This is a genomic window from Streptomyces sp. NPDC021749, from assembly GCF_040640655.1.
In the GTDB taxonomy this organism is placed as follows: domain Bacteria; phylum Actinomycetota; class Actinomycetes; order Streptomycetales; family Streptomycetaceae; genus Streptomyces.
Window position 1 is genome coordinate 232,683 of sequence record NZ_JBFACE010000002.1, and the last position, 21,985, is coordinate 254,667.

Annotated in this window: 19 protein-coding genes; 9 read left to right on the forward strand and 10 right to left on the reverse strand. The window is 71.7% G+C overall.

Features of this window, described 5'->3' with window-relative positions:
* Nucleotides 1-212: 212 nt before the first annotated feature.
* The 5 genes from pdhA to AB0G35_RS02910 all read left to right on the forward strand — a co-directional run bounded on the left by pdhA (nucleotide 213) and on the right by AB0G35_RS02910 (nucleotide 5,435).
* Complete coding sequence (gene pdhA / locus AB0G35_RS02890; protein WP_360942637.1) at nucleotides 213-1,430, forward strand: pyruvate dehydrogenase (acetyl-transferring) E1 component subunit alpha; 1,218 nt, start codon at nucleotides 213-215, stop codon at nucleotides 1,428-1,430.
* A gap of 2 nt (nucleotides 1,431-1,432) precedes the next feature.
* Nucleotides 1,433-2,416 (forward strand): alpha-ketoacid dehydrogenase subunit beta, encoded by a 984-nt coding sequence (locus AB0G35_RS02895; RefSeq protein ID WP_360942640.1) that lies wholly within the window; start codon nucleotides 1,433-1,435, stop codon nucleotides 2,414-2,416.
* 23 nt (nucleotides 2,417-2,439) lie between these two features.
* Nucleotides 2,440-3,918 carry a dihydrolipoamide acetyltransferase family protein gene (locus tag AB0G35_RS02900; protein ID WP_360943079.1) on the forward strand — a complete coding sequence of 493 codons (1,479 nt, stop codon included), beginning with the start codon at nucleotides 2,440-2,442 and terminating at the stop codon, nucleotides 3,916-3,918.
* Between the two features lie 129 nt (nucleotides 3,919-4,047).
* Nucleotides 4,048-4,932, forward strand: coding sequence for a helix-turn-helix transcriptional regulator (locus AB0G35_RS02905; RefSeq protein ID WP_360942643.1), 885 nt, complete (start codon nucleotides 4,048-4,050; stop codon nucleotides 4,930-4,932).
* A 47-nt stretch (nucleotides 4,933-4,979) separates the two neighbouring features.
* The gene (locus AB0G35_RS02910; RefSeq protein WP_360942646.1) at nucleotides 4,980-5,435 is read left to right on the forward strand and encodes a VOC family protein; all 456 of its coding nucleotides are present in this window, start codon (nucleotides 4,980-4,982) and stop codon (nucleotides 5,433-5,435) included.
* 6 nt (nucleotides 5,436-5,441) lie between these two features.
* Here the strand turns inward: AB0G35_RS02910 and AB0G35_RS02915 are convergent, their stop codons facing one another.
* Nucleotides 5,442-5,618, reverse strand: coding sequence for a hypothetical protein (locus tag AB0G35_RS02915; protein ID WP_360942649.1), 177 nt, complete (start codon nucleotides 5,616-5,618; stop codon nucleotides 5,442-5,444).
* A 338-nt stretch (nucleotides 5,619-5,956) separates the two neighbouring features.
* On the opposite strand from AB0G35_RS02915, the gene AB0G35_RS02920 reads away from it, so the two are divergent.
* The 3 genes from AB0G35_RS02920 (at nucleotide 5,957) to AB0G35_RS02930 (ending at nucleotide 8,829) form a co-directional block, all read left to right on the forward strand.
* Complete coding sequence (locus AB0G35_RS02920; RefSeq protein WP_360942652.1) at nucleotides 5,957-6,655, forward strand: GNAT family N-acetyltransferase; 699 nt, start codon at nucleotides 5,957-5,959, stop codon at nucleotides 6,653-6,655.
* Nucleotides 6,656-6,757: 102 nt separating this feature from the next.
* A complete protein-coding gene (locus AB0G35_RS02925; protein ID WP_360942655.1) occupies nucleotides 6,758-7,441 on the forward strand; it encodes a GntR family transcriptional regulator in 684 nt (227 codons plus the stop codon).
* A gap of 134 nt (nucleotides 7,442-7,575) precedes the next feature.
* Nucleotides 7,576-8,829, forward strand: coding sequence for an MFS transporter (locus tag AB0G35_RS02930; RefSeq protein ID WP_360943082.1), 1,254 nt, complete (start codon nucleotides 7,576-7,578; stop codon nucleotides 8,827-8,829).
* Between the two features lie 110 nt (nucleotides 8,830-8,939).
* Here the strand turns inward: AB0G35_RS02930 and AB0G35_RS02935 are convergent, their stop codons facing one another.
* A complete protein-coding gene (locus AB0G35_RS02935) occupies nucleotides 8,940-9,764 on the reverse strand; it encodes a maleylpyruvate isomerase family mycothiol-dependent enzyme (protein WP_360942658.1) in 825 nt (274 codons plus the stop codon).
* 153 nt (nucleotides 9,765-9,917) lie between these two features.
* Entirely contained in the window at nucleotides 9,918-10,448 is a 531-nt protein-coding gene (locus AB0G35_RS02940; RefSeq protein WP_360942661.1) for an LURP-one-related family protein, read from the reverse strand.
* Nucleotides 10,449-10,512: 64 nt separating this feature from the next.
* On the opposite strand from AB0G35_RS02940, the gene AB0G35_RS02945 reads away from it, so the two are divergent.
* The gene (locus AB0G35_RS02945) at nucleotides 10,513-12,321 is read left to right on the forward strand and encodes an NHL domain-containing thioredoxin family protein (protein ID WP_360942664.1); all 1,809 of its coding nucleotides are present in this window, start codon (nucleotides 10,513-10,515) and stop codon (nucleotides 12,319-12,321) included.
* 70 nt (nucleotides 12,322-12,391) lie between these two features.
* On the opposite strand, the gene AB0G35_RS02950 is transcribed toward AB0G35_RS02945, so the two are convergent.
* The 7 genes from AB0G35_RS02950 to AB0G35_RS02980 form a co-directional block, all read right to left on the reverse strand.
* Nucleotides 12,392-13,045: a DUF4232 domain-containing protein gene (locus AB0G35_RS02950; RefSeq protein WP_360942667.1), complete on the reverse strand. Its 654-nt coding sequence runs from the start codon at nucleotides 13,043-13,045 to the stop codon at nucleotides 12,392-12,394.
* 170 nt (nucleotides 13,046-13,215) lie between these two features.
* A complete protein-coding gene (locus tag AB0G35_RS02955; RefSeq protein ID WP_360942670.1) occupies nucleotides 13,216-14,115 on the reverse strand; it encodes a helix-turn-helix transcriptional regulator in 900 nt (299 codons plus the stop codon).
* 209 nt (nucleotides 14,116-14,324) lie between these two features.
* Nucleotides 14,325-15,335, reverse strand: a complete 1,011-nt coding sequence (locus tag AB0G35_RS02960; protein WP_360942673.1) for a hypothetical protein — start codon at nucleotides 15,333-15,335, stop codon at nucleotides 14,325-14,327.
* Nucleotides 15,336-15,537: 202 nt separating this feature from the next.
* Nucleotides 15,538-16,353 (reverse strand): DUF4232 domain-containing protein, encoded by an 816-nt coding sequence (locus AB0G35_RS02965; RefSeq protein ID WP_360942676.1) that lies wholly within the window; start codon nucleotides 16,351-16,353, stop codon nucleotides 15,538-15,540.
* Nucleotides 16,354-16,427: 74 nt separating this feature from the next.
* Entirely contained in the window at nucleotides 16,428-18,410 is a 1,983-nt protein-coding gene (locus AB0G35_RS02970) for a BTAD domain-containing putative transcriptional regulator (protein WP_360942679.1), read from the reverse strand.
* Between the two features lies 1 nt (nucleotide 18,411).
* On the reverse strand, nucleotides 18,412-19,707 hold the full coding sequence (locus tag AB0G35_RS02975; protein ID WP_360942682.1) for a M18 family aminopeptidase: 1,296 nt from the start codon (nucleotides 19,705-19,707) through the stop codon (nucleotides 18,412-18,414).
* A 314-nt stretch (nucleotides 19,708-20,021) separates the two neighbouring features.
* The gene (locus tag AB0G35_RS02980) at nucleotides 20,022-21,848 is read right to left on the reverse strand and encodes an acyl-CoA dehydrogenase (RefSeq protein WP_360942685.1); all 1,827 of its coding nucleotides are present in this window, start codon (nucleotides 21,846-21,848) and stop codon (nucleotides 20,022-20,024) included.
* Between the last annotated feature and the right edge of the window lie 137 nt (nucleotides 21,849-21,985).

The following is a 21,985-nucleotide window of genomic DNA, read 5'->3' on the forward strand; positions in this document are numbered from 1 at the left end:
CTTGGAAATCCAAGCAAAATCGCAGGTCAGCGCCGTTTCCACTTCGGCTTTGACAATGGGTAACGTGCAATGAGCAGGCCACTGTCCGGGAGCTTTGTTCCACCCGGATCCGGCCGCGTTCGCACACACCCCGTGCGCCGTATCGGATACCGGGTGAGCCGCAATACGGCCACCGGCGGACCCCGGGGGCCGGACAGACGGAGGAGCAGCACGTGACCGTGGAAGGCACTGCGCAGCGGAAAAACACCCGCGGCAGCAGCAAGCGCACCACCGCCAAAAAGGCGACGCCGGCCAAGAAGGCGTCCCCGGCAAGGGCCCGCGACAACGCCCGGCCCGACGAGGCGGAGCAGGATCAGCTCGTACAACTGCTGACCCCGGAAGGGAAGCGGGTCGAGCACCCGGACTACTCCATCGACCTTTCCCCCGAAGAACTGCGCGGCCTCTACCGCGACATGGTGCTGACGCGGAAGTTCGACGCCGAGGCGACCACCCTCCAGCGCCAGGGCGAGCTGGGCCTGTGGGCCTCCCTGCTGGGCCAGGAGGCGGCGCAGATCGGCTCCGCCCGGGCCCTGCGCGACGACGACTACGTCTTCCCGACGTACCGCGAGCACGGCGTCGCCTGGTGCCGCGGGGTCGACCCGACGAATCTGCTGGGCATGTTCCGCGGCGTCAACAACGGCGGCTGGGACCCCAACAGCAACAACTTCCACCTCTACACCATCGTGATCGGTTCGCAGACGCTGCACGCGACCGGCTATGCGATGGGTGTCCAGAAGGACGGCGCGGATTCCGCGGTCATCGCGTATTTCGGTGACGGTGCCTCCAGCCAGGGCGATGTCGCGGAATCCTTCACGTTCTCCGCGGTGTACAACGCCCCCGTCGTGTTCTTCTGCCAGAACAATCAGTGGGCCATTTCCGAACCCACCGAGAAGCAGACCCGGGTGCCGCTCTACCAGCGCGCCCGCGGCTTCGGATTCCCCGGCGTACGGGTCGACGGCAATGACGTGCTGGCCTGTCTCGCGGTGACCAAGGCGGCACTGGAGCGGGCGCGCACCGGCCAGGGCCCGATGCTGATCGAGGCGTTCACCTACCGGATGGGCGCGCACACCACCTCCGACGACCCGACGCGCTACCGCGGGGACGAGGAGCGGGTGGCCTGGGAGGCCAAGGACCCGATCCTGCGGCTGCGGACGTACCTGGAGGCCGAGGGCCTGGTCGACGAGGCGTACCTCGCGACCATCGACGAGGAGAGCGAGGCCCTGGGCAAGCGGGTCCGCGAGGCGGTACGCGCCATGCCGGACCCGGACACCATGGCCATCTTCGAGAATGTCTATGCCGACGGGCACGCGCTCGTCGATGAGGAGCGCGCGCAGTTCGCCGCGTACCAGGCGTCGTTCGTCGATGCCGATGTCCTGGCGGAGGGGAACTGACCATGGCCGTCCACGAGAAGATCACCATCGCCAAGGCGATCAACGCCTCGCTCCGCGCCTCCATGGAGGCCGACCCCAAGGTCCTCGTCATGGGCGAGGACGTCGGCAAGCTCGGCGGCGTCTTCCGGGTCACCGACGGACTGCAGAAGGACTTCGGCGAGGACCGGGTGATCGACACCCCGCTCGCCGAGTCCGGCATCGTCGGCACCGCGATCGGCATGGCCCTGCGCGGCTACCGCCCGGTCGTCGAGATCCAGTTCGACGGCTTCGTCTTCCCCGCCTACGACCAGATCGTCACCCAGCTCGCCAAGATGCACGCCCGCGCGCTGGGCAAGGTCAAGGTGCCGGTCGTGATCCGCATCCCGTACGCGGGCGGGATCGGCGCGGTCGAGCACCACTCCGAGTCCCCCGAGGCGCTGTTCGCGCACGTCGCGGGCCTCAAGATCGTCACTCCCTCGAACTCCTCCGACGCCTACTGGATGCTCCAGCAGGCCATCGCGGGCGACGACCCGGTCATCTACTTCGAACCCAAGCGGCGCTACCACGACAAGTCGCGGCTGGACACCGAGTCGATCCCGGACCCGCTGCACAAGGCCCGGGTCACCCAGAGCGGCTCGGACCTGACGCTGGCCGCCTACGGCCCGATGGTGAAGGTCTGCCTGGACGTCGCCAGGGTCGCGGCCGAGGAGGGCAAGTCGGTCGAGGTCGTCGACCTGCGCTCGCTCTCCCCGATCGACTTCGACACCCTGCAGTCGTCGGTGCAGAAGACCGGGCGCCTGGTCGTCGTCCACGAGGCGCCGGTGTTCTTCGGTGCCGGTGCGGAGATCGCCGCCCGGATCACCGAACGGTGCTTCTACCACCTGGAGGCCCCGGTCCTGCGCGTCGGCGGCTTCCACTCCCCGTACCCGCCCTCCCGGCTGGAGGACGAGTACCTTCCGGGGCTGGACCGGGTGCTGGACGCCGTCGATCGTGCGCTGGCGTACTGAGGGTTTGAGGAGAGTTCGTGAGCATGACTACAGGCACCGCCAACGCCCAGCGCTTCCGCGAGTTCAAGATGCCCGACGTGGGCGAGGGGCTCACCGAGGCCGAGATCCTCAAGTGGTACGTCCAGCCCGGTGACAGCGTCACCGACGGCCAGGTCGTGTGCGAGGTCGAGACCGCCAAGGCCGCCGTCGAACTGCCCATCCCCTACACCGGGGTGGTGCACGAACTGCGCTTCGGCGAGGGCGTCACCGTCGACGTCGGCACCGCCATCATCGCGGTGGACACCGACCCGGGCGCGGGACCGGCCGGGGCCCCCACGACCGGGAGCGCGCCGCAGGAGGCCGCTCCGGCCGAGGAGGACGCCGAGCCGCAGGGCCGCCAGGCGGTCCTGGTCGGCTACGGCGCCGCGCCGTCCTCGACCAAGCGCCGGGCCCGCAAGCCGCAGGCCGGTGTGCCGTCGCAGCCGGAGCCGGTGAAGGCCGCAGTCCAGGCCGAGCTGAACGGACGGACCGCGGCGCCGCAGCCGGCCGCTCCCGTCGCACCCCGGCCGGCCGCCGCGGTGACGGCGGACGCCCGGCCCGTGGGCGCCGGGACCGCCGGGCGGCCGCTGGCCAAGCCGCCGGTGCGCAAGCTCGCCAAGGACCTCGGCATCGACCTGGCGACCGTCTCTCCGACCGGGCCGGACGGCATCATCACCCGCGAGGACGTGCACGCGGCCGCCGCCCCGGCGGCGCAGGCACCGGCCGCGGAGGCGCCCGCCGTGCCGGCCGCTCCCGCGGTGACCGGTGTCGTGGACGCCGCGGCCCGCGAGCGGCGGGTGCCGGTCAAGGGCGTACGCAAGGCCACCGCGCAGGCGATGGTGTCCAGCGCCTTTACCGCGCCGCACGTCACGGAGTTCATCACCGTCGACGTGACCCGCACCATGAAGCTCGTCCAGGAGCTGAAGCAGGACCCGGACATGGCGGGCCTGCGGGTCAACCCGCTGCTGATCGTCGCCAAGGCCTTCCTGGTCGCCCTCAAGCGGCACCCGGAGGTCAACGCGGCCTGGGACGAGGCGAACCAGGAGATCGTCTACAAGGGCTACGTGAACCTCGGCATCGCGGCGGCCACCCCGCGCGGGCTGATCGTCCCGAACATCAAGGACGCCGGGTCCAAGACGCTCCCCCAACTCGCCCAGGAACTGGGCGAATTGGTCGCCACCGCCCGCGAGGGCAAGACCTCTCCGGCGGCCATGAGCGGCGGCACCGTCACCATCACCAACGTCGGCGTCTTCGGCGTCGACACCGGTACGCCGATCCTCAACCCGGGGGAGTCGGCGATCCTCGCCGTCGGTGCGATCAAGCTCCAGCCCTGGGTGCACAAGGGCAAGGTGAAGGCGCGCCAGGTCACCACCCTCGCGCTGTCCTTCGACCACCGCCTGATCGACGGTGAGCTGGGCTCCAAGCTGCTCGCGGATGTCGCGGCGGTCCTGGAGCGGCCGAAGCGGCTGATCACCTGGGGCTGACCCGGGATGCGGGGCCGGTCGGGCCAGGGCGTCGTTTCACGTGAAACGACGCCTGGGGCCGGGGCCGGTGTTTCACGTGAAACACCGCCCCACGCCCCTGCCGGACCGGCCCGCCCGCATGCCAGGGGCGTGCCCGGTGCCGTCCCGTCCGGTGCCGTCGACGAGCAGCTGATCGTCCGGCCTGCGCCCGCGCTCCGGCCCTACGTCAGCTCCTACGCCGCTTACCGGCAGGCCGGGGTCCCGCCCGCCCTGCACCGCGGTGTGCCCTCGCCACGGCTGACCCTGATCTTCACCCTCGACGAGCCGCTCACCCTGGCCGGCCACCCGGACCCCGGCCAGGCCCCCGGCAGCTACGACACCCTCCTCGGGGGACTGCACACCCGTCCCGCGCTGATCACCCATCAGGGCCGCCAGTCCGGCATCCAGCTCGGTCTGCACCCTTTGGGTGCCCGTGCGCTGCTGGGCCTGCCGGCCGGGGAGCTGGCCGGTATCGACCTCCCCGCAGACGCGGTGCTCGGGCCGCGGGGCCGGGAACTCGCCGAGCGGCTGCGGACGACCGGAAGCTGGCCGGAGCGGTTCGCGCTGCTGGACGCCCATCTGCTGCGGTGGCTGGACCGGGAGCAGGGTGGGGTGGGGCCCGTCCCGGCGCCCGAGGTCGCCCGCGCCTGGCAGCTGCTGACCGCGTCCCGGGGCGCCGTACCGGTCGCGGAGCTCGCCGATGACGTCGGCTGGAGCACCCGCCATCTGACCGCCCGCTTCCGGCAGGAGACCGGTCTGACGCCCAAGACCGTCGCCCGGGTCATCCGTTTCGACCGCGCACGACGGCGGCTGGGTGCCGCGGCCCGTACCGGCTCGCCCCCGCCGCTCGCCGAACTGGCCGCCGACTGCGGCTACTTCGACCAGGCGCACCTCGCCAGGGAGTTCCGCTCGCTGGCCGGCTGTCCGCCCAGCCGGTGGCTCGCCGAGGAGTTCCGAAACGTCCAAGCCCCGGCGGACGGCTGCGCGGAAGGCTGAGGCCGACGGCCCACCCGGGGCCGTACCGACCGAGGAGGAACGCGCTCATGCCCGACACCGCGTCCGAGACCACCATGTCCCCGCACGGCTCCGTGACGGCACCGGCGCCCCAGGTGTGGCCGATGCTCCGGGCCCGCGACGCCCGCGCCCTGATCCGGTTCCTGACCGAGGCATTCGGCTTTGAAGAAATCGCGGTCCACGGCGACGGGGCGCGGGTCGAGCACGCCCAGCTCTCCTGGCCCGAGGGCGGCGGCATCATGCTCGGTTCCGTCCGCGCGGCGGACGACGACCCCTGCGGGCTGCAGCCGGGCACCTTCGGCGCCTATGTCGTCACCGGCCGGCCCGACGCGCTGTGTGCCCGCGCCCGGGCAGCCGGCGCGGAGATCACCGACGAACCGGCCGACACCGCCTACGGCTCACGGGGATTCAGTGCCCGCGACCCCGAGGGCAATCGCTGGTCCTTCGGCACGTACCGCGGCGAGCCCCGGGCGGTATGGCCGTAGCGCCGGTCAGCCGCGGATGAGTTCCACGGCGCGGCTGAAGTGGGCCACCGGCCCGGTCGGAGCGGATTCATCGGCGTGTGCGGCGCCGCGGGTCAGCGCGACCCCCGCCCACAGGCCGGCGACGATCAATGCCAGTACGACGGTGTTCCGCGCACGACGGCCGGCGTTCGTCCTGGACTGCATGGTCAACTCCCCTGGAATCCCGGAGCCTCCCCGGCTCCATGTCTCCATTCACCCATGGGATTCGGGCCGATCCGTACGCGCCAGGTACGGACTCGGGTCAGACCTGAGGTGGACACGCCGTCCCCCTGTGGTCCCTCTTGCGAGCGGTGCCGGGAAAGGGTTTGCCGTCGTCGGACCGGGCCGCTTACGGTCGGTGTAATGAGCAGCGATCTGATCATCCGCCGGTACCGGGACGCTGACCAGGGCGTTGTCGTCGCTCTCTGGTCGCGGGCCGTGCGCCGGGCGATCCGTTCATCGAGGGGGAGGGCGAGGGCGAGCGCGCGCGGATCCTCCGCGAGGTGTATCTCGTCCGGGCCGAGAACTGGGTCGCCGAGCGCGCGGGCACGGTCGTCGGGCTGCTCGGCCTGCTCCCCGGTGGCGAGATCGGCGGGCTGTTCGTCGCGCCGGAGGCCCAAGGCGGCGGTGTCGGACGGCAGTTGGTGGAACACGCTGCGGCCCGGTACGGCGCGCTGACCCTGGGGGTCTTCGAGGGCAATGCCCGCGCCCGCCGTTTCTACGCGCACCTGGGCTTCACCGAGCGGGAGCGGCGGGTGGACGAGGAGACCGGCCACCCGCTGCTCGTGCTGGAGCGGGCGGCGCCGCTGAAGTCGGTGGGCTGGCTGCACGTGCGGGAGGGCCGGCTGCTGAGCGTCCGCACCCGCGGCAACGACACCTTCTACCTCCCCGGCGGCAAGTACGAACCCGGCGAGTCCGCCCGCGAGGCGCTGTCCAGGGAGCTGTCCGAGGAGCTCGGCCTGGACGTCCCCGCCGGAACACTGACGGAGGCGTTCGTCATCCATGACGTCGCGCACGGCAAGAACGGCCGCCGGCTGCACATGACGTGCTTCACCGGCGGGCCGCAGGACATCGTGCCGGTGCCGGGCCTGAAGATCGCCGAGTACGCGTGGTTCGACGGCCGGGAGGCACGTGAGCGCTGCGCCCCGGCCCACTCCCAGGTGGTGGACCGCCTGGTGGCCCAGGGGCGGATGCCGGGCTGACGTACGCCCCCTGAGCTGCCCGGCGGATCGCCCGCATCCACCGCTCGTCCGCATCGCGGAATCACGTTTCGGACGCATACCTGTTGTATCTATCCTGTGCGCATGCCTTCATCGTCCACGCCCACCGCCCCCGCCAGAGAATCCGCCGCCAAACAGCCGCCCGCCGCCGAACGGGTCTATGCGCACGTCAAGGACGCCGTCCTGCAGCGCCGCTACGAGGGCGGCATGCTGCTCACCGAGGGCGAGCTGGCCGACGCGGTGGGCGTGTCACGGACGCCGGTGCGCGAGGCCCTGCTGCGCCTGGAGGTCGAAGGGCTGCTCAAGCTCTACCCGAAGAAGGGCGCCATGGTGCTGCCGGTCTCCGCGCAGGAGATCGCCGACGTGGTCGAGACCCGGCTGCTGGTGGAGAAGCACGCCGCCGCCAAGGCGGTGCCCGCGAGCGAGCCGCTGCTCACCGAGCTGACCGAGCTGCTGGACACCATGCGCGAGCAGGCCGCCTCCGGTGATCTGGCCGCCGTGTCCGTCACCGACCGCGCCTTCCACGCCGCCATCGTGCGCAACGCCGGCAACCAGATCCTGGACCGCCTCTACGAGCAACTGCGCGACCGCCAGCTGCGGATGGGCGTCGCGGTGATGCACGCCCACCCCGACCGGATCGCCAAGAACATCGCCGAGCACGCCGAGATCCTCGACGCGCTGCGGGCCGGCGATCCGGACGCCGCGACCGACGCCGTGCACCGGCACGTCAGCTGGGTCCGCAACCTCGCCCAGGGAGACGTGCGATGAGCGGGGACACCGGCGGACCGGACGGCTCCATAGACGGCGGCTCCGGCCCGTGCTCCGTGGGCGGCGGTTCCGCCCGCTCCGGCACGGGCGGCGCCCGGCTGCTGCCCTCCGACCCGCCCGGCGGCCCCCGGGCCATGGCGGTCTGGGGCATCGGCGTCGCCGTCTACTTCGTCGCGATCACCTACCGCACGAGCCTGGGCGTGGCCGGACTGGACGCCGCCGAGCGCTTCCACATCAACGCCTCGGCGCTGTCGACCTTCTCCATCCTCCAGCTGCTGGTGTACGCGGGGATGCAGATCCCCGTCGGTCTGCTGGTCGACCGGCTCGGCGCCAAGAAGGTGCTGACCCTCGGCGTCGTGCTCTACACCGCCGGCCAGTTCGGCTTCGCGCTGTCCGCCTCGTACCCCATGGCGCTCGGCTCGCGCGCGCTGCTGGGCTGCGGTGACGCGATGACCTTCATCAGTGTGCTGCGGCTGGGCTCCCGCTGGTTCCCGGCCCGGCGCGGCCCGATGATCGCGCAGATCGCCGCGCTGGTCGGGATGGCCGGCAACCTGATCTCCACCCTCGTCCTCGCCCGCTTCCTGCACACCTTCGGCTGGACCCCGACCTTCGCCGCCAGCGCGGCGGGCGGCATCGTCGTGCTGATCGTGCTGCTGGTCTTCCTCAAGGACCACCCCGAGGGCTTCGAGCCGCCGCCCGCCCCGGCCGGCCACACCGACGCCGGGTTCGTGCGCCGGCAGATCGCGGACGCCTGGCGGGAACCCGGCACCCGGCTGGGCATGTGGGTGCACTTCACCACCCAGTTCCCGGCCATGGTCTTCCTGCTGCTGTGGGGGCTGCCGTTCCTCGTCGAGGCACAGGGGCTCTCCCGCGGTACCGCCGGGGAACTGCTCACGCTGGTGGTGCTCTCCAACATGGCCGTGGGGCTGGTCTACGGCCAGATCATCGCCCGCCACCACGCCGCCCGCATGCCGCTGGCTCTGGGCACGGTCGGCACCACCGCGCTGCTGTGGGCGATCGTGCTGAGCTGGCCGTCCGCCCATGCGCCCATGGGGCTGCTGATCGCGCTGTGCGCGGTGCTGGGTGCCTGCGGCCCGGCGTCGATGATCGGCTTCGACTTCGCCCGGCCCGCCAATCCGCCCGAGCGCCAGGGCACCGCCTCCGGCATCGTCAACATGGGCGGTTTCACCGCATCCATGACGACCCTGCTCGCCATCGGCGTCCTGCTCGACGCGACCGGGGACGACTACCGGATCGCCTTCGCCTCGGTCTTCGTTCTCGAAGCGGTCGGCGTCTCACAGATCCTGCGGCTGCGCCGCCGGGCCGCCCGCCGCGAGCGCGAGCGGCTGGTCGTCAGCCGGGTCGAGGCGGTGCATGTGCCGGCCTGAGCAGCGCTGTTTCACGTGAAACGGCGGATGGTGTTTCACCTGAAGCAGCGGATGGTGTTTCACGTGAAACGGGGGCCGGCCGACGCGTCATGTCCGCCGGCCCGACGTCGCTACGGCGTGACCGCGAGGTTGTCCAGGATCGCCTCGGCCAGCTCCTGGTCACCATCGATCTTGATCTGCTCGGCGACCGCCGCCGGGCGGACCCGGCCGCAGGCCAGCTGGTGGAAGGTGTCCCAGTCCAGGGCGAGCGTCACCGTCGGGCCCAGCGAGACGCTGCCGTCGATGGTGGCGTTGCCCTCGTTGTCGATCCGGACCGTGCGCAGGAACTCCACCGGTCCGCTGACGTCGAAGACCACCACCGAACCGGCCGGCGCCTGGGCCCTCTTGGAGACGATGCCGGGCAGCACCTTGACCAGCAGATCGCGGGCCACCTGCGCGCCGGGGGAGTCGAGATTGCCGGGCTTGCCGAGCGCCCGGCGCAGGTCCTGCTCATGCACCCAGACGTCGAACGCACGCTGCTGGAGCACGAATTCCAGCGACCGGTCCTCATCGAGCGGGCTGCGCACCACCGCGTCGGGCTGCCGGGACTCGTTGCGCAGCTGCCGGGAACGCCGGATGACGGTGTATTCGAGTTCGCTGAGCATTTCCGGCGCGGTGTGGTGCCGGCGGACGTCGACCTGCACCTCCATGCGGCGCGCCGACTCACTGCGGACGTGGTAGAGGTCGCGCGGCAGCGTGTGGATCGGCCGTGGATCGCCCAGCATTTCGCATTCCAGGCCGATGATGTGGGAGACCACATCGCGAACCGACCATCCTGGCAGGCACGTCGCCCGGTTCCACTCGCCTTCGACGAGCGGAGTCACCAGCTCGGTTATCGCTTCTATGGAGTGCGTCCAGGCATCGATGGAGGACTGAAGGCTGGGATGGACGGTCACGGGACCCCTCGGACGGTTCGTACGCGGGCTGCTGTCTGTGCAGTTAAGTTACCGCTGCGCACGGGCACCCCGGCAGTGCTTTCGGGGGACCATCGTAGGACGAGGCCCCGTTACCGCAGCGGGTTCCGGCGCACCGTTCCGGGCGCCCGCGGTTCAGTCCACGCCGCGCTCCCGTTCGGCCAGCCGGATCACGCACACCGCGACGGCGATGAGCAGCGCCGGATCCGCGTCGTCCCGTACGACCTTGACCGCATACGTGTCGCGCACGGTCAGCCAGCGCCGCGAGATGTCGGCGAGCAGTTCGCCCTCGTACTCGACCGCGAACTCCCGGTCCAGGATCCTGCCGCTGACGTCCAGCACGGTGCCGTCCGCCAGCTCCACGCGGTAGTGGTTGCGCAGCAGTGAGAGCCGCTTGCGGCGGATGGTGGCCAGCGGCGCGTCGTCCCGCTCGATCGTCATCGTGTCGCGCAGGGCCAGCATCTTCTTCCGGATGGTGATCAGCACCCGCCCTTGGGGGTCCTTCAGCTCGAAGGTCTCCCGCAGCCGGAGCGCCTTGCCGTCCACGAGGAAGGCGTGGCGGCCGTGCTCGTCGTCGATCCAGTAGTCGTCGCCGATGCCGAAGATCCGGTCGCGGACGAGGAAGGTGCCGGAGCGCGGCGGCTGCGCCGCGGAGGAGGGCTGCATGGCTGACCTGTTCCCCGGCGCCCCTGCGGAATGCGCATGCACCCGAGTGACGTTGAATGTCCACATGGCTTCACGTGCGCGCGTCCGGGCCCCCGAGCTGATCGGCAAGGGCGGCTGGCTGAACACCGGTGGCAAGGATCTGAAGCTCGCAGACCTTCGAGGTCGCACATTGATTCTCGATTTTTGGACGTTCTGCTGTGTGAACTGCCTGCACGTCCTGGACGAGCTGCGCGAGCTGGAGGAGACGTACCGCGACACGGTCGTGATCATCGGTGTGCACTCCCCGAAGTTCGTGCACGAGGCCGAGCACCAGGCCGTGGTGGACGCCGTCGAGCGGTACGGCGTCGAGCACCCGGTCCTCGACGACCCCGAGCTCGCCACGTGGAAGCAGTACGCGGTGCGGGCCTGGCCGACTCTGGTGGTCATCGATCCCGAGGGGTACGTCGTCGCGCAGCACGCCGGCGAGGGCCATGCGCACGCCCTCGCCACGCTCGTCGAGGAGCTGGAGGCGGAGCACGAGGCGAAGGGCACCCTGCGGCGCGGCGACGGCCCGTACGTACCGCCGGAGCCGGTCGCCACCGACCTGCGCTTTCCCGGCAAGGCGGTCCGGCTGCCGGGCGGCAGCTTCCTGGTCTCCGACACCACCCGCCACCAGCTCGTCGAGCTGGCCGCGGACGGCGAGCGGGTGCTGCGCCGGATCGGCAGCGGTGAGCGCGGTCTGACGTCCGATACCTTCAACGAACCGCAGGGTCTGGCCCTGCTGCCGGACGGCAAGGTCGCCGTCGCGGACACCGTCAACCACGCCCTGCGGGTCTTCGATCCTCTCGACGGCACGCTGGAGACGGTGGCCGGCACCGGCAAGCAGTGGTGGCAGGGCTCACCGACGTCCGGACCGGCGCGCGAGGTCGCGCTCTCCTCCCCGTGGGACGTCGCCTGGTGGCAGGACCGGCTGTGGATCGCGATGGCCGGTGTCCACCAGCTGTGGACGTACGACCCGGTCACCGGCACGGTCGAGGTGGCCGCCGGCACGACGAACGAGGGCCTGGTGGACGGCCCGGCCGCCGAGGCCTGGTTCGCCCAGCCGTCCGGGCTCGCGGCGGCCGGTGACCGGCTGTGGATCGCGGACTCGGAGACCAGCGCGGTCCGCTGGGTCGAGCCCGCGGAGGACGGCGGCGGATACGTCATCCGCACGGCCGTCGGCACCGGCCTCTTCGACTTCGGACACCGCGACGGCGCCGCGGACCAGGCGCTGCTCCAGCACCCGCTGGGCGTCACCGCACTGCCCGACGGTTCGGTCGCGATCGCGGACACCTACAACCACGCGCTGCGCCGGTACGACCCGGCGAGCGGCGAGGTGACGACGCTGGCGACGGACCTGCGCGAGCCGTCCGACGCGGTGCTCGTCGACGACGACATCGTGGTCGTCGAGTCCGCGCGGCACCGGCTGACCCGGCTGCGGTTGCCCGAGGAGGCGGTCCGGGTGGAGGCGGTGGCGCACCGTACCCAGCGCGCGGCCACCGAGGTGGCGCCGGGCGCGCTCCTGCTCGACGTGGTCTTCCAGGCACCGGCGCGCCAGAAGCTCGACACCCGCTACGGTCCGTCGACCCGACTGCTGGTCAGCGCGACCCCGCCGGAGCTGCTCGCGGACGGCGCGGGCGCCGGCACCGACCTCAGCCGGGAGCTGGTGCTCGCGGACGGGGTGACCGAGGGCGTGCTGCACGTCTCGGCGATGGCCGCCTCCTGCGACGACGCCCCGGACATCGAGTACCCCGCCTGCCATGTGCACCAGCAGGACTGGGGCGTTCCGGTCACCGTCACCGAGGACGGTGTGGCGCGGCTCGGGCTGGTGCTGGCGGGCCTGGACGCCGAATGACCACCGGCGCCCGGGCCCGTTGACGGGGCCCGGGCCACGCCGGTGCGGCCTCGGCGGTGGCAGTGCCGGGTTACTTCCCGACGCCGGCCATCACTTCGGCCCCGTGGACGCTGTGCGACCAGTTGGTGACCTTGCTCTTGCCGACGGAGATGTGCAGCCGCTTCTCCGCGAAGTTCAGGGTGACCGGGCCGCGCGTGACGGAACTCGCGGAGATGCCCATGAAGTTGATGGTCACCGACTTCTGCTCGGTGCCCTTGCTGGCCGCGGTGTTGGTCGGGATGACCGCGTACGCGTAGCCCTTTGCGGGCACGTCGGTGGTCGGGCCGCCCAGGGCACCGGGGTCGCCCGTCAGCAGCGGCAGCGGCGCCTTGGCGTTGTTGAAGCGCAGCTGCGGGCCGTTGTACAGCCGGCACGTGTTGCTGGTGTTGTTCTTGAACTTCACCGTGACATGGCTGTCCGGGCCGGTCTGCTGGGAGAACGTGACCCGGTAGGTGCTGGGCCAGCAGGGGGACACCCGGCGCGACGCCGCCCCGGCTCCCGCGCCCGCCGCGGCCGCACCGCCGCCGATGATCTTGCGCTTCTTGCTCTTGGAGGACGAGGAGGAGGTCTTCTTCGACTTCTTCGAGGAGTGGCTGTTGCAGCCGGTCAGCGCGAGCGAACCGGCCAGCCCGAGGGCCAGTGCGGCGTACGCGGCGGAGCGGCGGCGGGAGCGGGGTGCGGTCATGGGTGGAGTCCCCCAGTGGGTCGCTACGGTCAGCGAGGCGTGTCTGTCATGGCACGGCCACGATATCGACTGCGGTTCGATCTTCCAGGGTGGGTTTATCGCGGCTCCGGTGGGAGCGCCATCGCCGCACGTCATGAGGGACGGCGGAATCGCGGGCCGCGGGACCGGGGTCAGGATCCCTCCGGACAGGTCGGCAATGGGGTGTTTTCCAGCTGTTCCGGGCGGATGCGAATGCCCGGCACCCACATCCGGGTGCCGTGGTGATCGACCCGGAACCAGATGCTGCTGTGCCCGCCCGCCTCGTCGGTGACCGTCACGCCGTTGGCGATCCGGCACACCGCGTGCAGTACGTCACCGTGCCAGGCGTGCCCCACGACGTTGGAGCGCCGGTACACCTGGTAGGGATCACGGGCCAGGCCGAGCGCACAGTTCTCGGTGCGGGGGTGTTGGCAGGCCCGTTCGACGTTGTGGACGGTGATCCGGGCGGACCCGGTGCCTTGTGCCGAGGCCTCCGTGCCCCGCGCTCCGCCCGCGCCCCCGGTGCCGTGCGAGGAGCCGTCCGACGTCCGGTCCGGCCCGGTCAGTGCCGGAATGGCCACCGCGGCACCGGCCAGCACGGCGGCTGTCCCGAGTGCGGCGAGTACCAGCGGCAGTCGACGCCGTCCCCGCGCCCCTTGCTCCGATCCCTGCTCTGCCGCCTGGCCCGTCGGTCCGCCCGTCCCGTCCACCTCATGTGCGACCGCGGCGCCCGAGTCCGCCGCCTCCTGGGCCCGGTGCAGCAGCTCGACGAGTGCGGGCAGCCGGTCCTCGCCGGTGAAGGAGAGCGTGCACCACTGCACCAGTAGCCGTTCGTCGGGCAGGCCCTGGCCCCGCAGATAGCGCGAGAGGGAGGAGCGGCTCGCCGGTAACCGGTTCTCCAACTGCTTGAGGCTGTAGCCGAGTTCGCCGTGCATACGGCGCAGGGCGGTGGCGAAGTCGCGGGCGGGACCGACGAGTTCGTCGGGGAGAGGGGCCAGTGGCTTACGTCGGGGATGAGCGGCGTGGTTCTGATTGCCAGGCACATCCCGCATTCCAGCACAGCGGACATGCACGCGCGAGGGGCACTTCCGCTCCCCTGTGACGGAAGTGCCCCTCGTTACACGATCCGGATCGGGTCCGGACCGGCTGGTGACGTTTCACGTGAAACGGGCCCGGAACGGTCGGTGGCGTTTCACGTGAAACGAGCCGTGCAGCAACCGCGCCGTTTCACGTGAAACAGCGACGGGCGATCTACGGCGCGTCAGTCGCCGAACATCACCGGGCGGTACGGCGTGAACTCCTCGTCGCCGCCCGGCAGGCCGTAGGTCAGCGTCCGGTGGTCGGTGCCGTGGCCGCCGCGCTGCTCGTATGCCGTGTACGAGGAGTGCGCGTCGTTGTTCCACTTCTCGAAGATCACCACGTGCCGGTTGTTGTTGTCCCCGGACGCATCGATGAGCAGGTCACCGGGCTTGAGCTCGCCCGGCGAAATCGGCCGGGTGATGCTGCGGTTGGTGGCCAGCCCCACCGTGTTGGTGCCCGGCGTCGGCAGCCCGAGCGCCATGGACACATAGCCCGAGCAGTCCTGGCGATAGCCGTCCGTCCACACCTCGGCCTGGCTGTACGGGACCTGGGCGCCATGGTTGGCGGTGAGCCAGGTGGCGGCCCGGTTCAGCATCTCCTGGCGGGAGCCGCCCGGCTCGGGCCGGCCGCCACCGCCCTGGACCGGTATGCCCGGCAGCCGGGCCTGCGGTATGTCCACCGCGACCACCGTGAGGAAGCCGGTGACCGGGCCGGTGAGGTGGGCCATGTACGTCGAGCAGGCGCTCCCCGCGCACACCTCGTGCCCGGTGTCGGCCTGGCGGTCGGCGGTGATCCGGTCCTGGCCCGCAGCGGTCTTGTTGATCAGGCCGACGGCAGGGGAGTGGATGTCGGGGCCGGCGTGCACCACCCAACGCGTCCCCCAGGTGGGAAAGTCCGCGGCCGCCGCCTGCCGGCCGTTGGCGGCCGTGAGCTGCCGTGCGTCCGTGCCCGCCGACTGCCGTACGCCGCGGGCGGCCGCGGAGCCGGGCTCGCCGCCGTGGGCCGGCCCGGCGAATCCGGCGACGCCGATTCCCGCGGCGACCACTGCGGGCAGCGCCTTCCGCACCACGGTCCTGCGGCCGCTGTGCGCGGACTCCTCCATACCGTTCCCCTCCGTGGACGGCCCGTTGGCCGGATAGCCGGTGGCCGGTGGTGAGCCGCCGGGTGGTCCCACCGCGGCGATGGAGAACATCGTGGGAGCAAGCAGGGGGGGCCGGCCCGGGACGTGGCGTCCCCTGAGACATCGACCCCGCGTGCACGGTGATGACCTGCGGGGATGCCGACGGCATGGGACATGACGGGGCCCTGCATGAGACATGACGGGACAGCGGAAGGGCGCCCGCTGGGGGATGCGGGCGCCCTGGTTCAAGGGGAGTCGGCGGTGGTGTGGCGCCTCACCAGGCGGTGGCGTCGCCCGCGTCCGGCTGCCAGTACGTCACCCACGCGCTGTCGTCGACGTACACCGCGCCGCCCGGCAGCGCCACCTTCACCGAGCCGCCGATGCTGCCCTTGCCGTCACGGCCCGGGAGGCTGACGGACAGCGCGGTCCGCCTGCCGCCGTTCCGGCCGGACCCGTCGGCCGTGGAGGTCAGCACACCGGCGTAGCCCGACTCCCCGGGCGCGAGGGTGACCACCGCCTGCGGCCTGCTCTCCGGCAGCTCGGCGAGCGGCGACTGCGCGTCGTCGAAGCGCAGTTTGGGCGCGAAGTAGAGGTCGCAGGTGGCACCGGAGGTGTTGGTGGCCACCAGCAGCAGGTGGTTGACCGGCCGCTGCAGCGGCTTGGCGACGACCCGGACCGCCGCGGCGTCACAGGCGGCATGCCGTACGTCCTGGGCGCGCCGGCCCTGCGCACCGGTCCCGCCGGCAGGACGGGTGGCGATGCCCTCGGCCGTGCCGGGTCCCTCGCGCCGTGCGGAGGCCTGCTCCGCCGCGCCGCCGTCGGGACGGGCACCGCTCCGGTCCTCGCCGGCCCCCGGCGCCGGCAGCTTCCGTGCCGCCCGGGACGGCAGGCCCTCGGTGCGTGGTGCCGTGGGGTGGTACGGCTTGGCCTCGCTGGTCCGGAGCGCGCTGTCCTGGCCGCCGCAGGCGGTGAGGGTGAGGGCGGCCACCGCGGTCAGGCCGGCGGCGGCGATCCGCAGCGTGCCACGGCGGACGCTCAGCGCGGTACGGGCGGCGCGCGGGCTGCTGGTGCGGTCCTGACGCTGCGGCATGGCGGTCTCCCCCGAGTCGGTCGGTCGATGCCCTTGAGACTGCCGTCCGCCGCTGCCGTGCCACTAACGCGCGCCTAACGTCCCTTCCTGTCCCCGGCGCCGCTTCCCCCGCCCTCGCCGCGCTCGTCCCGGGCGAACAGCTGGGTCAGCGTGCTGATCGTGTAGACATCGGTGGCCTCCTCGTCCACCAGATGCATTTCGGCGAGCCGGTCCAGGCCGTCCTGGGTGCGCTCCGGGTCGTAGCCGGCCAGCGCCGCCGCCACCGCCGCGTTGAGGTGCCCGTCCGCGCTGGTCGCCAGCGCCGACAGCAGCCGGGCGTCGTCCGCGGAGAGCCGGGCGACGGACATCCGCAGCGCCGCCGCGATCCCGGTGTCCTCCGCCGACAGCAGCGCCAGCCGTCGCTGTTCGTCGCGCAGTGCGGCCGCGAGCCGGGCCAGCCGCCAGCGCGGCCGGGCGGTGAGCTGGGCGGCCGCGGCCCGCAGTGCCAGCGGCAGCCCGTCGCACAGGTCGACCAGTTCGCGCGCGGCGGCCGGGTCCTCGGCCACCCGCTCCGGCCCGAGCATGGCGCCGAGCAGTGCGGCGCCCTCCTCGTGCCCGAGCGCCTGGAGGCCCACCGGCCGGGCGCAGTCGGTGGCGACCAGACCGTCGAGCCGGCTGCGGCTGGTGACGACCGTGGCGCAGTGCGGCCCACCGGGCAGCAGCGGCCGTACCTGCGCCGAACTGCGGGCGTTGTCGAGGACGACCAGCAGCCGGCACTCGGCGACCAGCGAACGGAACAGCGCGGAGGCGGCCTGCGCCGAGCCGGGGACTTGTCCCGGGGGTGTGCCGAGCGCGAGCAGGAAGTCGCGCAGGATCTCGGCCGGTGCCGCCTCGTCGCCCTCGCCGAAGCCGCGGAGGTCGGCGAAGAGCTGGCCGTCGGGGAAGGCGTCGGCGTGCAGATGCGCCCACTGCACGGCACACGCCGTCTTGCCGACGCCGACCGGCCCGGCGACCACCGCGAGCGGACTCTCACCCGTCGTACGGTCCATCAACGCATCGGTCAACGCGCCGAGTTGGGGCTCGCGGCCCAGGAAGCGGGCGGGCGGGCGGGGCAGCAGCCGCGGCGCGGCACCGGTCCGTTCGGCACCGGCACCCGCACCGGCCGATACGGGCCCGAAGCCCGGGCCGGCGGAAGGTACCTCTTCGGGTCGCGGGCCGTCGGGCGCCGAACCCACCGTGATCCCCTGCACGGGCACCTGGCCCCCGCCCGCGGACGGCGCCGCGGCCCGGCCCCCGCCCGACGTCGGCTTCGCCGTGTCCCGGGGCCCGCTGCCCGCCGCCTCGGCGCGCAGGATCTCCTCGTACGCGCTGCGCAGCCGCTCGCCGGGGTTGACGCCCAGTTCCTCGTTGAGCAGCCGGCGGGTGCGGTGGAACCACTCCAGCGCGTCGGACTGCCGCCCCGTACGGAACAGCGCCCGCATCAGCCCGGCGATCAGCCCTTCCCGCAGCGGGTGGCCCGCGGCCGCGGAGTAGAGGATCGCCACGGCTTGGTCGTGCTCGCCGAGTGCGCCGTGCGCCCGGCCCAGCGCCTCCACCGCGGCCAGCCGGCGCTCCTCCAGCGCATGCGCCGCGGCCGCGAACGGCGGGCTGGTGACCGTGCCGGTCAGCGCCGGTCCGCGCCACAGGCCCAGCGCCTCACGCAGCAGTGCCACCGCGTCGGCCGGTGCGGCCTCGGGGCGGGCCAGCGTCACCAGCTCGCTGAACCGGTGGGCGTCGATCAGCTCCTCCGGCAGCCGCAGCAGATACGCGGAGCCGTGCGTGGCCAGCTCGATGCCGTACGCCTCGGCTCCGCCCTCGGCGAGCGTGGCGCGCAGCCGGGAGACGTGCCCCTGGACGACCGTGCGCGCGTGCTCGGGCGGCTCGTCCTCCCACAGGGAGTCGATCAACTGCTCCAGCGGAACGGTGGTGTTGGGCTGCAGCAACAGCAGTGCCAGCACACTGCGCCGTTTCGCGGGGCCGAGCGGCAGCTCCCGGGAGCCGGCCGTTACGGCGATCGGGCCGAGCAGCGAGAAGTCCAACTCAGCCCTCCAGGAAGGCCGTCAGGGCGTTCGCGAGCAGGTAGGGGTCCTCGGCGCCGCACAGCTCGCGCGCCGAGTGCATGGACAGGATCGCCACGCCGATGTCGACGGTCGCGATGCCGTGCCGGGCCGCGGTGATCGGCCCGATGGTGGTCCCGCACGGCATCGAGTTGTTGGAGACGAAGCTCTGCCACGGCACGCCGGCGCGTTCGCAGGCCGCCGCGAAGACGGCCCGCCCGCTGCCGTCCGTGGCATAGCGCTGGTTGACGTTCACCTTCAGGATCGGGCCGCCGTTGGGCATCGGCTGGTGCCCCGGCTCGTGCCGCTCGCTGTAGTTGGGGTGGACGGCGTGCCCGGTGTCGGACGACAGGCAGATGGTGCCGGCGAAGGACCGCGCCCGGTCCTCGTACGAGCCGCCGCGGGCGAACACCGACCGCTCCAGGACCGTGCCGAGCAGCGGACCGTCGGCACCGGTGTCGGACTGGCTGCCGTTCTCCTCGTGGTCGAAGGCGGCCAGCACCGGGATGCCGTTCAGCGCGGAGCCCCGGGCCGCTGCCGCGGTGAGCGCGGCCGTACCGGCGTGCACGGACAGCAGGTTGTCCATCCGCGGCCCGGCGACCAGTTCGCGGTCGCGGCCCAGATAGGCCGGCGGCTCGATGCTGTGCACCATCAGGTCCCAGCCCTTGATGTCCTCGGCGGGAACGCCGATCTCCTCGGCGACGAAGGCGATCAGATCGCCCTCGGTCCCCTCGCCCAGACCCCAGATGGGCGTCATGTGCCGCTGCTTGTCGAGCTTGAGGCCCTCGGAGTTGACCGAGCGGTCGAGGTGCACGGCGAGCTGCGGCACCCGCAGCAGCGCCCGGTCGACGTGCACGAGCCGGTGGGTACCTTCCGCCAGCGTCACCCGGCCGCTCAGTCCGAGGTCGCGGTCGAGCCAGGTGTTGAGGAGGGTGCCGCCGTAGATCTCCACGGCGACCTGCCGCCAGCCGCGCGCACCGGTGTCCGGAATCGGTTTGACCCGCAGATTGGGAGAGTCGGTGTGAGCGCCGACAATTCGGTACGGAGTGGACGGGCTCGCGCCCTCGGGGACGTACCAGGCGATGATCGCGCCGCCGCGCAGCACATACCGTCCGCCGCTCTCGCCGTCCCAGGCGTCGGTCTCCGCGACCTGCCGGAAACCCGCCTTTTCCAGCCGTTCCGCCGCATTGGCGACCGCGTGGTACGGCGACGGACTGGCGGCGAGGAAGGACATCAGGTCGTCGGTGTGGCCGCGATCGAAGCGGGCGGAGTTGGTCATGGATTCAGCATAAGGAGCCGGGCCCCGCATTCCCCGTGCGCGTGCGGAGTGACTCCGCTCCCTTCCGGCCACGATTTCTGCATTCCAGAACGAGAACCCCACTAGAACGAACGATTCCGGTCTGGTGGGCGGGTGGGCGCGGGACGGTACATGACGAAGCCCGCCTCCCCGGGGGAAGGGAGGCGGGCAACGTCAGTCTGGACGGCTTCCATGAGAGACCTCTAAGAACTCTGAGAAGAGGTTCTCAGGAAGGCCGCGCGCCGGGCAGCGGACCCTGCCCCGGAACGCGGCCCTGCCGCTCCCGATGCGCTCCCTTAGAACGCGGCCTCGTCGAGCTCCATCAGCGACTGGTCGACCGACTCGGCCAGGCCGCGCTGGACGGAGACGCCCGGCAGGACGTTGTGCGCGAAGAACTTCGCCGCGGCGATCTTGCCGGTGTAGAAGGCCTTGTCCTTCGCCGAGGCGCCGGCCAGCTTCTCCGCGGCCACCGCCGCGCCCTTGAGGAGGAGGTAGCCGACGACGACGTCACCGGAGGCCATCAGCAGGCGGGTGGTGTTGAGGCCGACCTTGTAGATGGACTTGACGTCCTGCTCGGTCGCGGCGAGGTCGGTCAGCATGGCGCCGACGATCGCCTCCAGGTCGGCGGCGGCCTTGGCCAGCTCGCCGCGGGCCTCCGCCAGCTCCTCGCCACCGGTGTTGTCGGCGAGGAACTTCTTGATCTCCTCGGACAGCACGGTCAGCGCCTGGCCCTGGTCCCGGACGATCTTCCGGAAGAAGAAGTCCTGGCCCTGGATCGCGGTGGTGCCCTCGTAGAGGGTGTCGATCTTGGCGTCGCGGATGTACTGCTCGATCGGGTACTCCTGGAGGTACCCGGAGCCGCCGAAGGTCTGCAGCGACTGCGCCAGCTGCTCGTAGGACCGCTCCGAGCCGTAGCCCTTGACGATCGGCAGCAGCAGGTCGTTGAGGCGGTTCGCGGCGCTCGCGTCCTCGCCGGCGGCCTCCTTGACGAGGATCTCGTCCTGGACCGTGGCGGTGTAGAGCACCAGGGCGCGCATGCCCTCGGCGTACGCCTTCTGCGTCATCAGCGAGCGGCGCACGTCGGGGTGGTGGGTGATGGTGACGCGCGGTGCGGACTTGTCGGTGAAGGCCGCCAGGTCCGGGCCCTGCACGCGCTCCTTGGCGTACTCCAGGGCGTTGAGGTAGCCGGTGGAGAGGGTGGCGATGGCCTTCGTGCCGACCATCATCCGGGCGAACTCGATGATCTTGAACATCTGGCGGATGCCGTCGTGCTTCTCGCCGAGCAGCCAGCCCTTGGCGGGGTGGTTGGCGCCGAACGTCATCTCGCAGGTGTTGGAGGCCTTCAGGCCCATCTTGTGCTCGACGTTCGTGGCGTAGACGCCGTTGCGCTCGCCCAGCTCGCCGGTCTCCCAGTCGAAGTCGTACTTCGGCACGATGAACAGCGACAGGCCCTTGGTGCCCGGGCCGTGGCCCTCGGGGCGGGCGAGGACGAAGTGCACGATGTTCTCGGACATGTCGTGCTCACCGGAGGTGATGAAGCGCTTGACGCCCTCGATGTGCCAGGAGCCGTCCTCCTGCTGGGTGGCCTTGGTGCGGCCGGCGCCGACGTCCGAACCGGCGTCCGGCTCGGTGAGCACCATGGTGGAGCCCCACTGCTTGTCCACCATCAGCTGGGCTATGCGGTGCTGCTCCTCGGTGCCCTCCTCGAAGAGCACACCGGCGAAGGCGGGGCCGGACGCGTACATCCACACGGCGGGGTTGGCGCCCAGGATCGTCTCGGCGAAGCCCCAGAGGAGGGAGCGGGGCGCGGTGGTGCCGCCGAGCTCCTCGGGGATGCCCAGACGCCACCACTCGGCGTCCATGAAGGCCTGGTAGCTCTTCTTGAAGGTGTCCGGAACCGGCGCGGTGTTGGTGTCCGGGTCGAAGACCGGGGGGTTGCGGTCGGCGTCGGCGAACGACTCGGCGAGCTCGTTCTCGGACAGCCGGGCGATCTCGGACAGCACGCTCTTGGCGGTGTCGACATCCATCTCCGCGAAGGGTCCGGTGCCGTACACGCGGTCACGGCCCAGCACCTCGAAGAGGTTGAACTCGATGTCGCGGAGATTCGACTTGTAGTGGCCCATGGGTACGGCTCCGTAAGGGTTCGGGAGAGGACCCCAAGGCTGGGACCTCAGACGCAATACCGGCTAGTAGCTAGCATGATGCTACCCGCGGGTAATAAGAATCAACCCCTTCCGCCCATCTGTGACGAGCGTCCCCC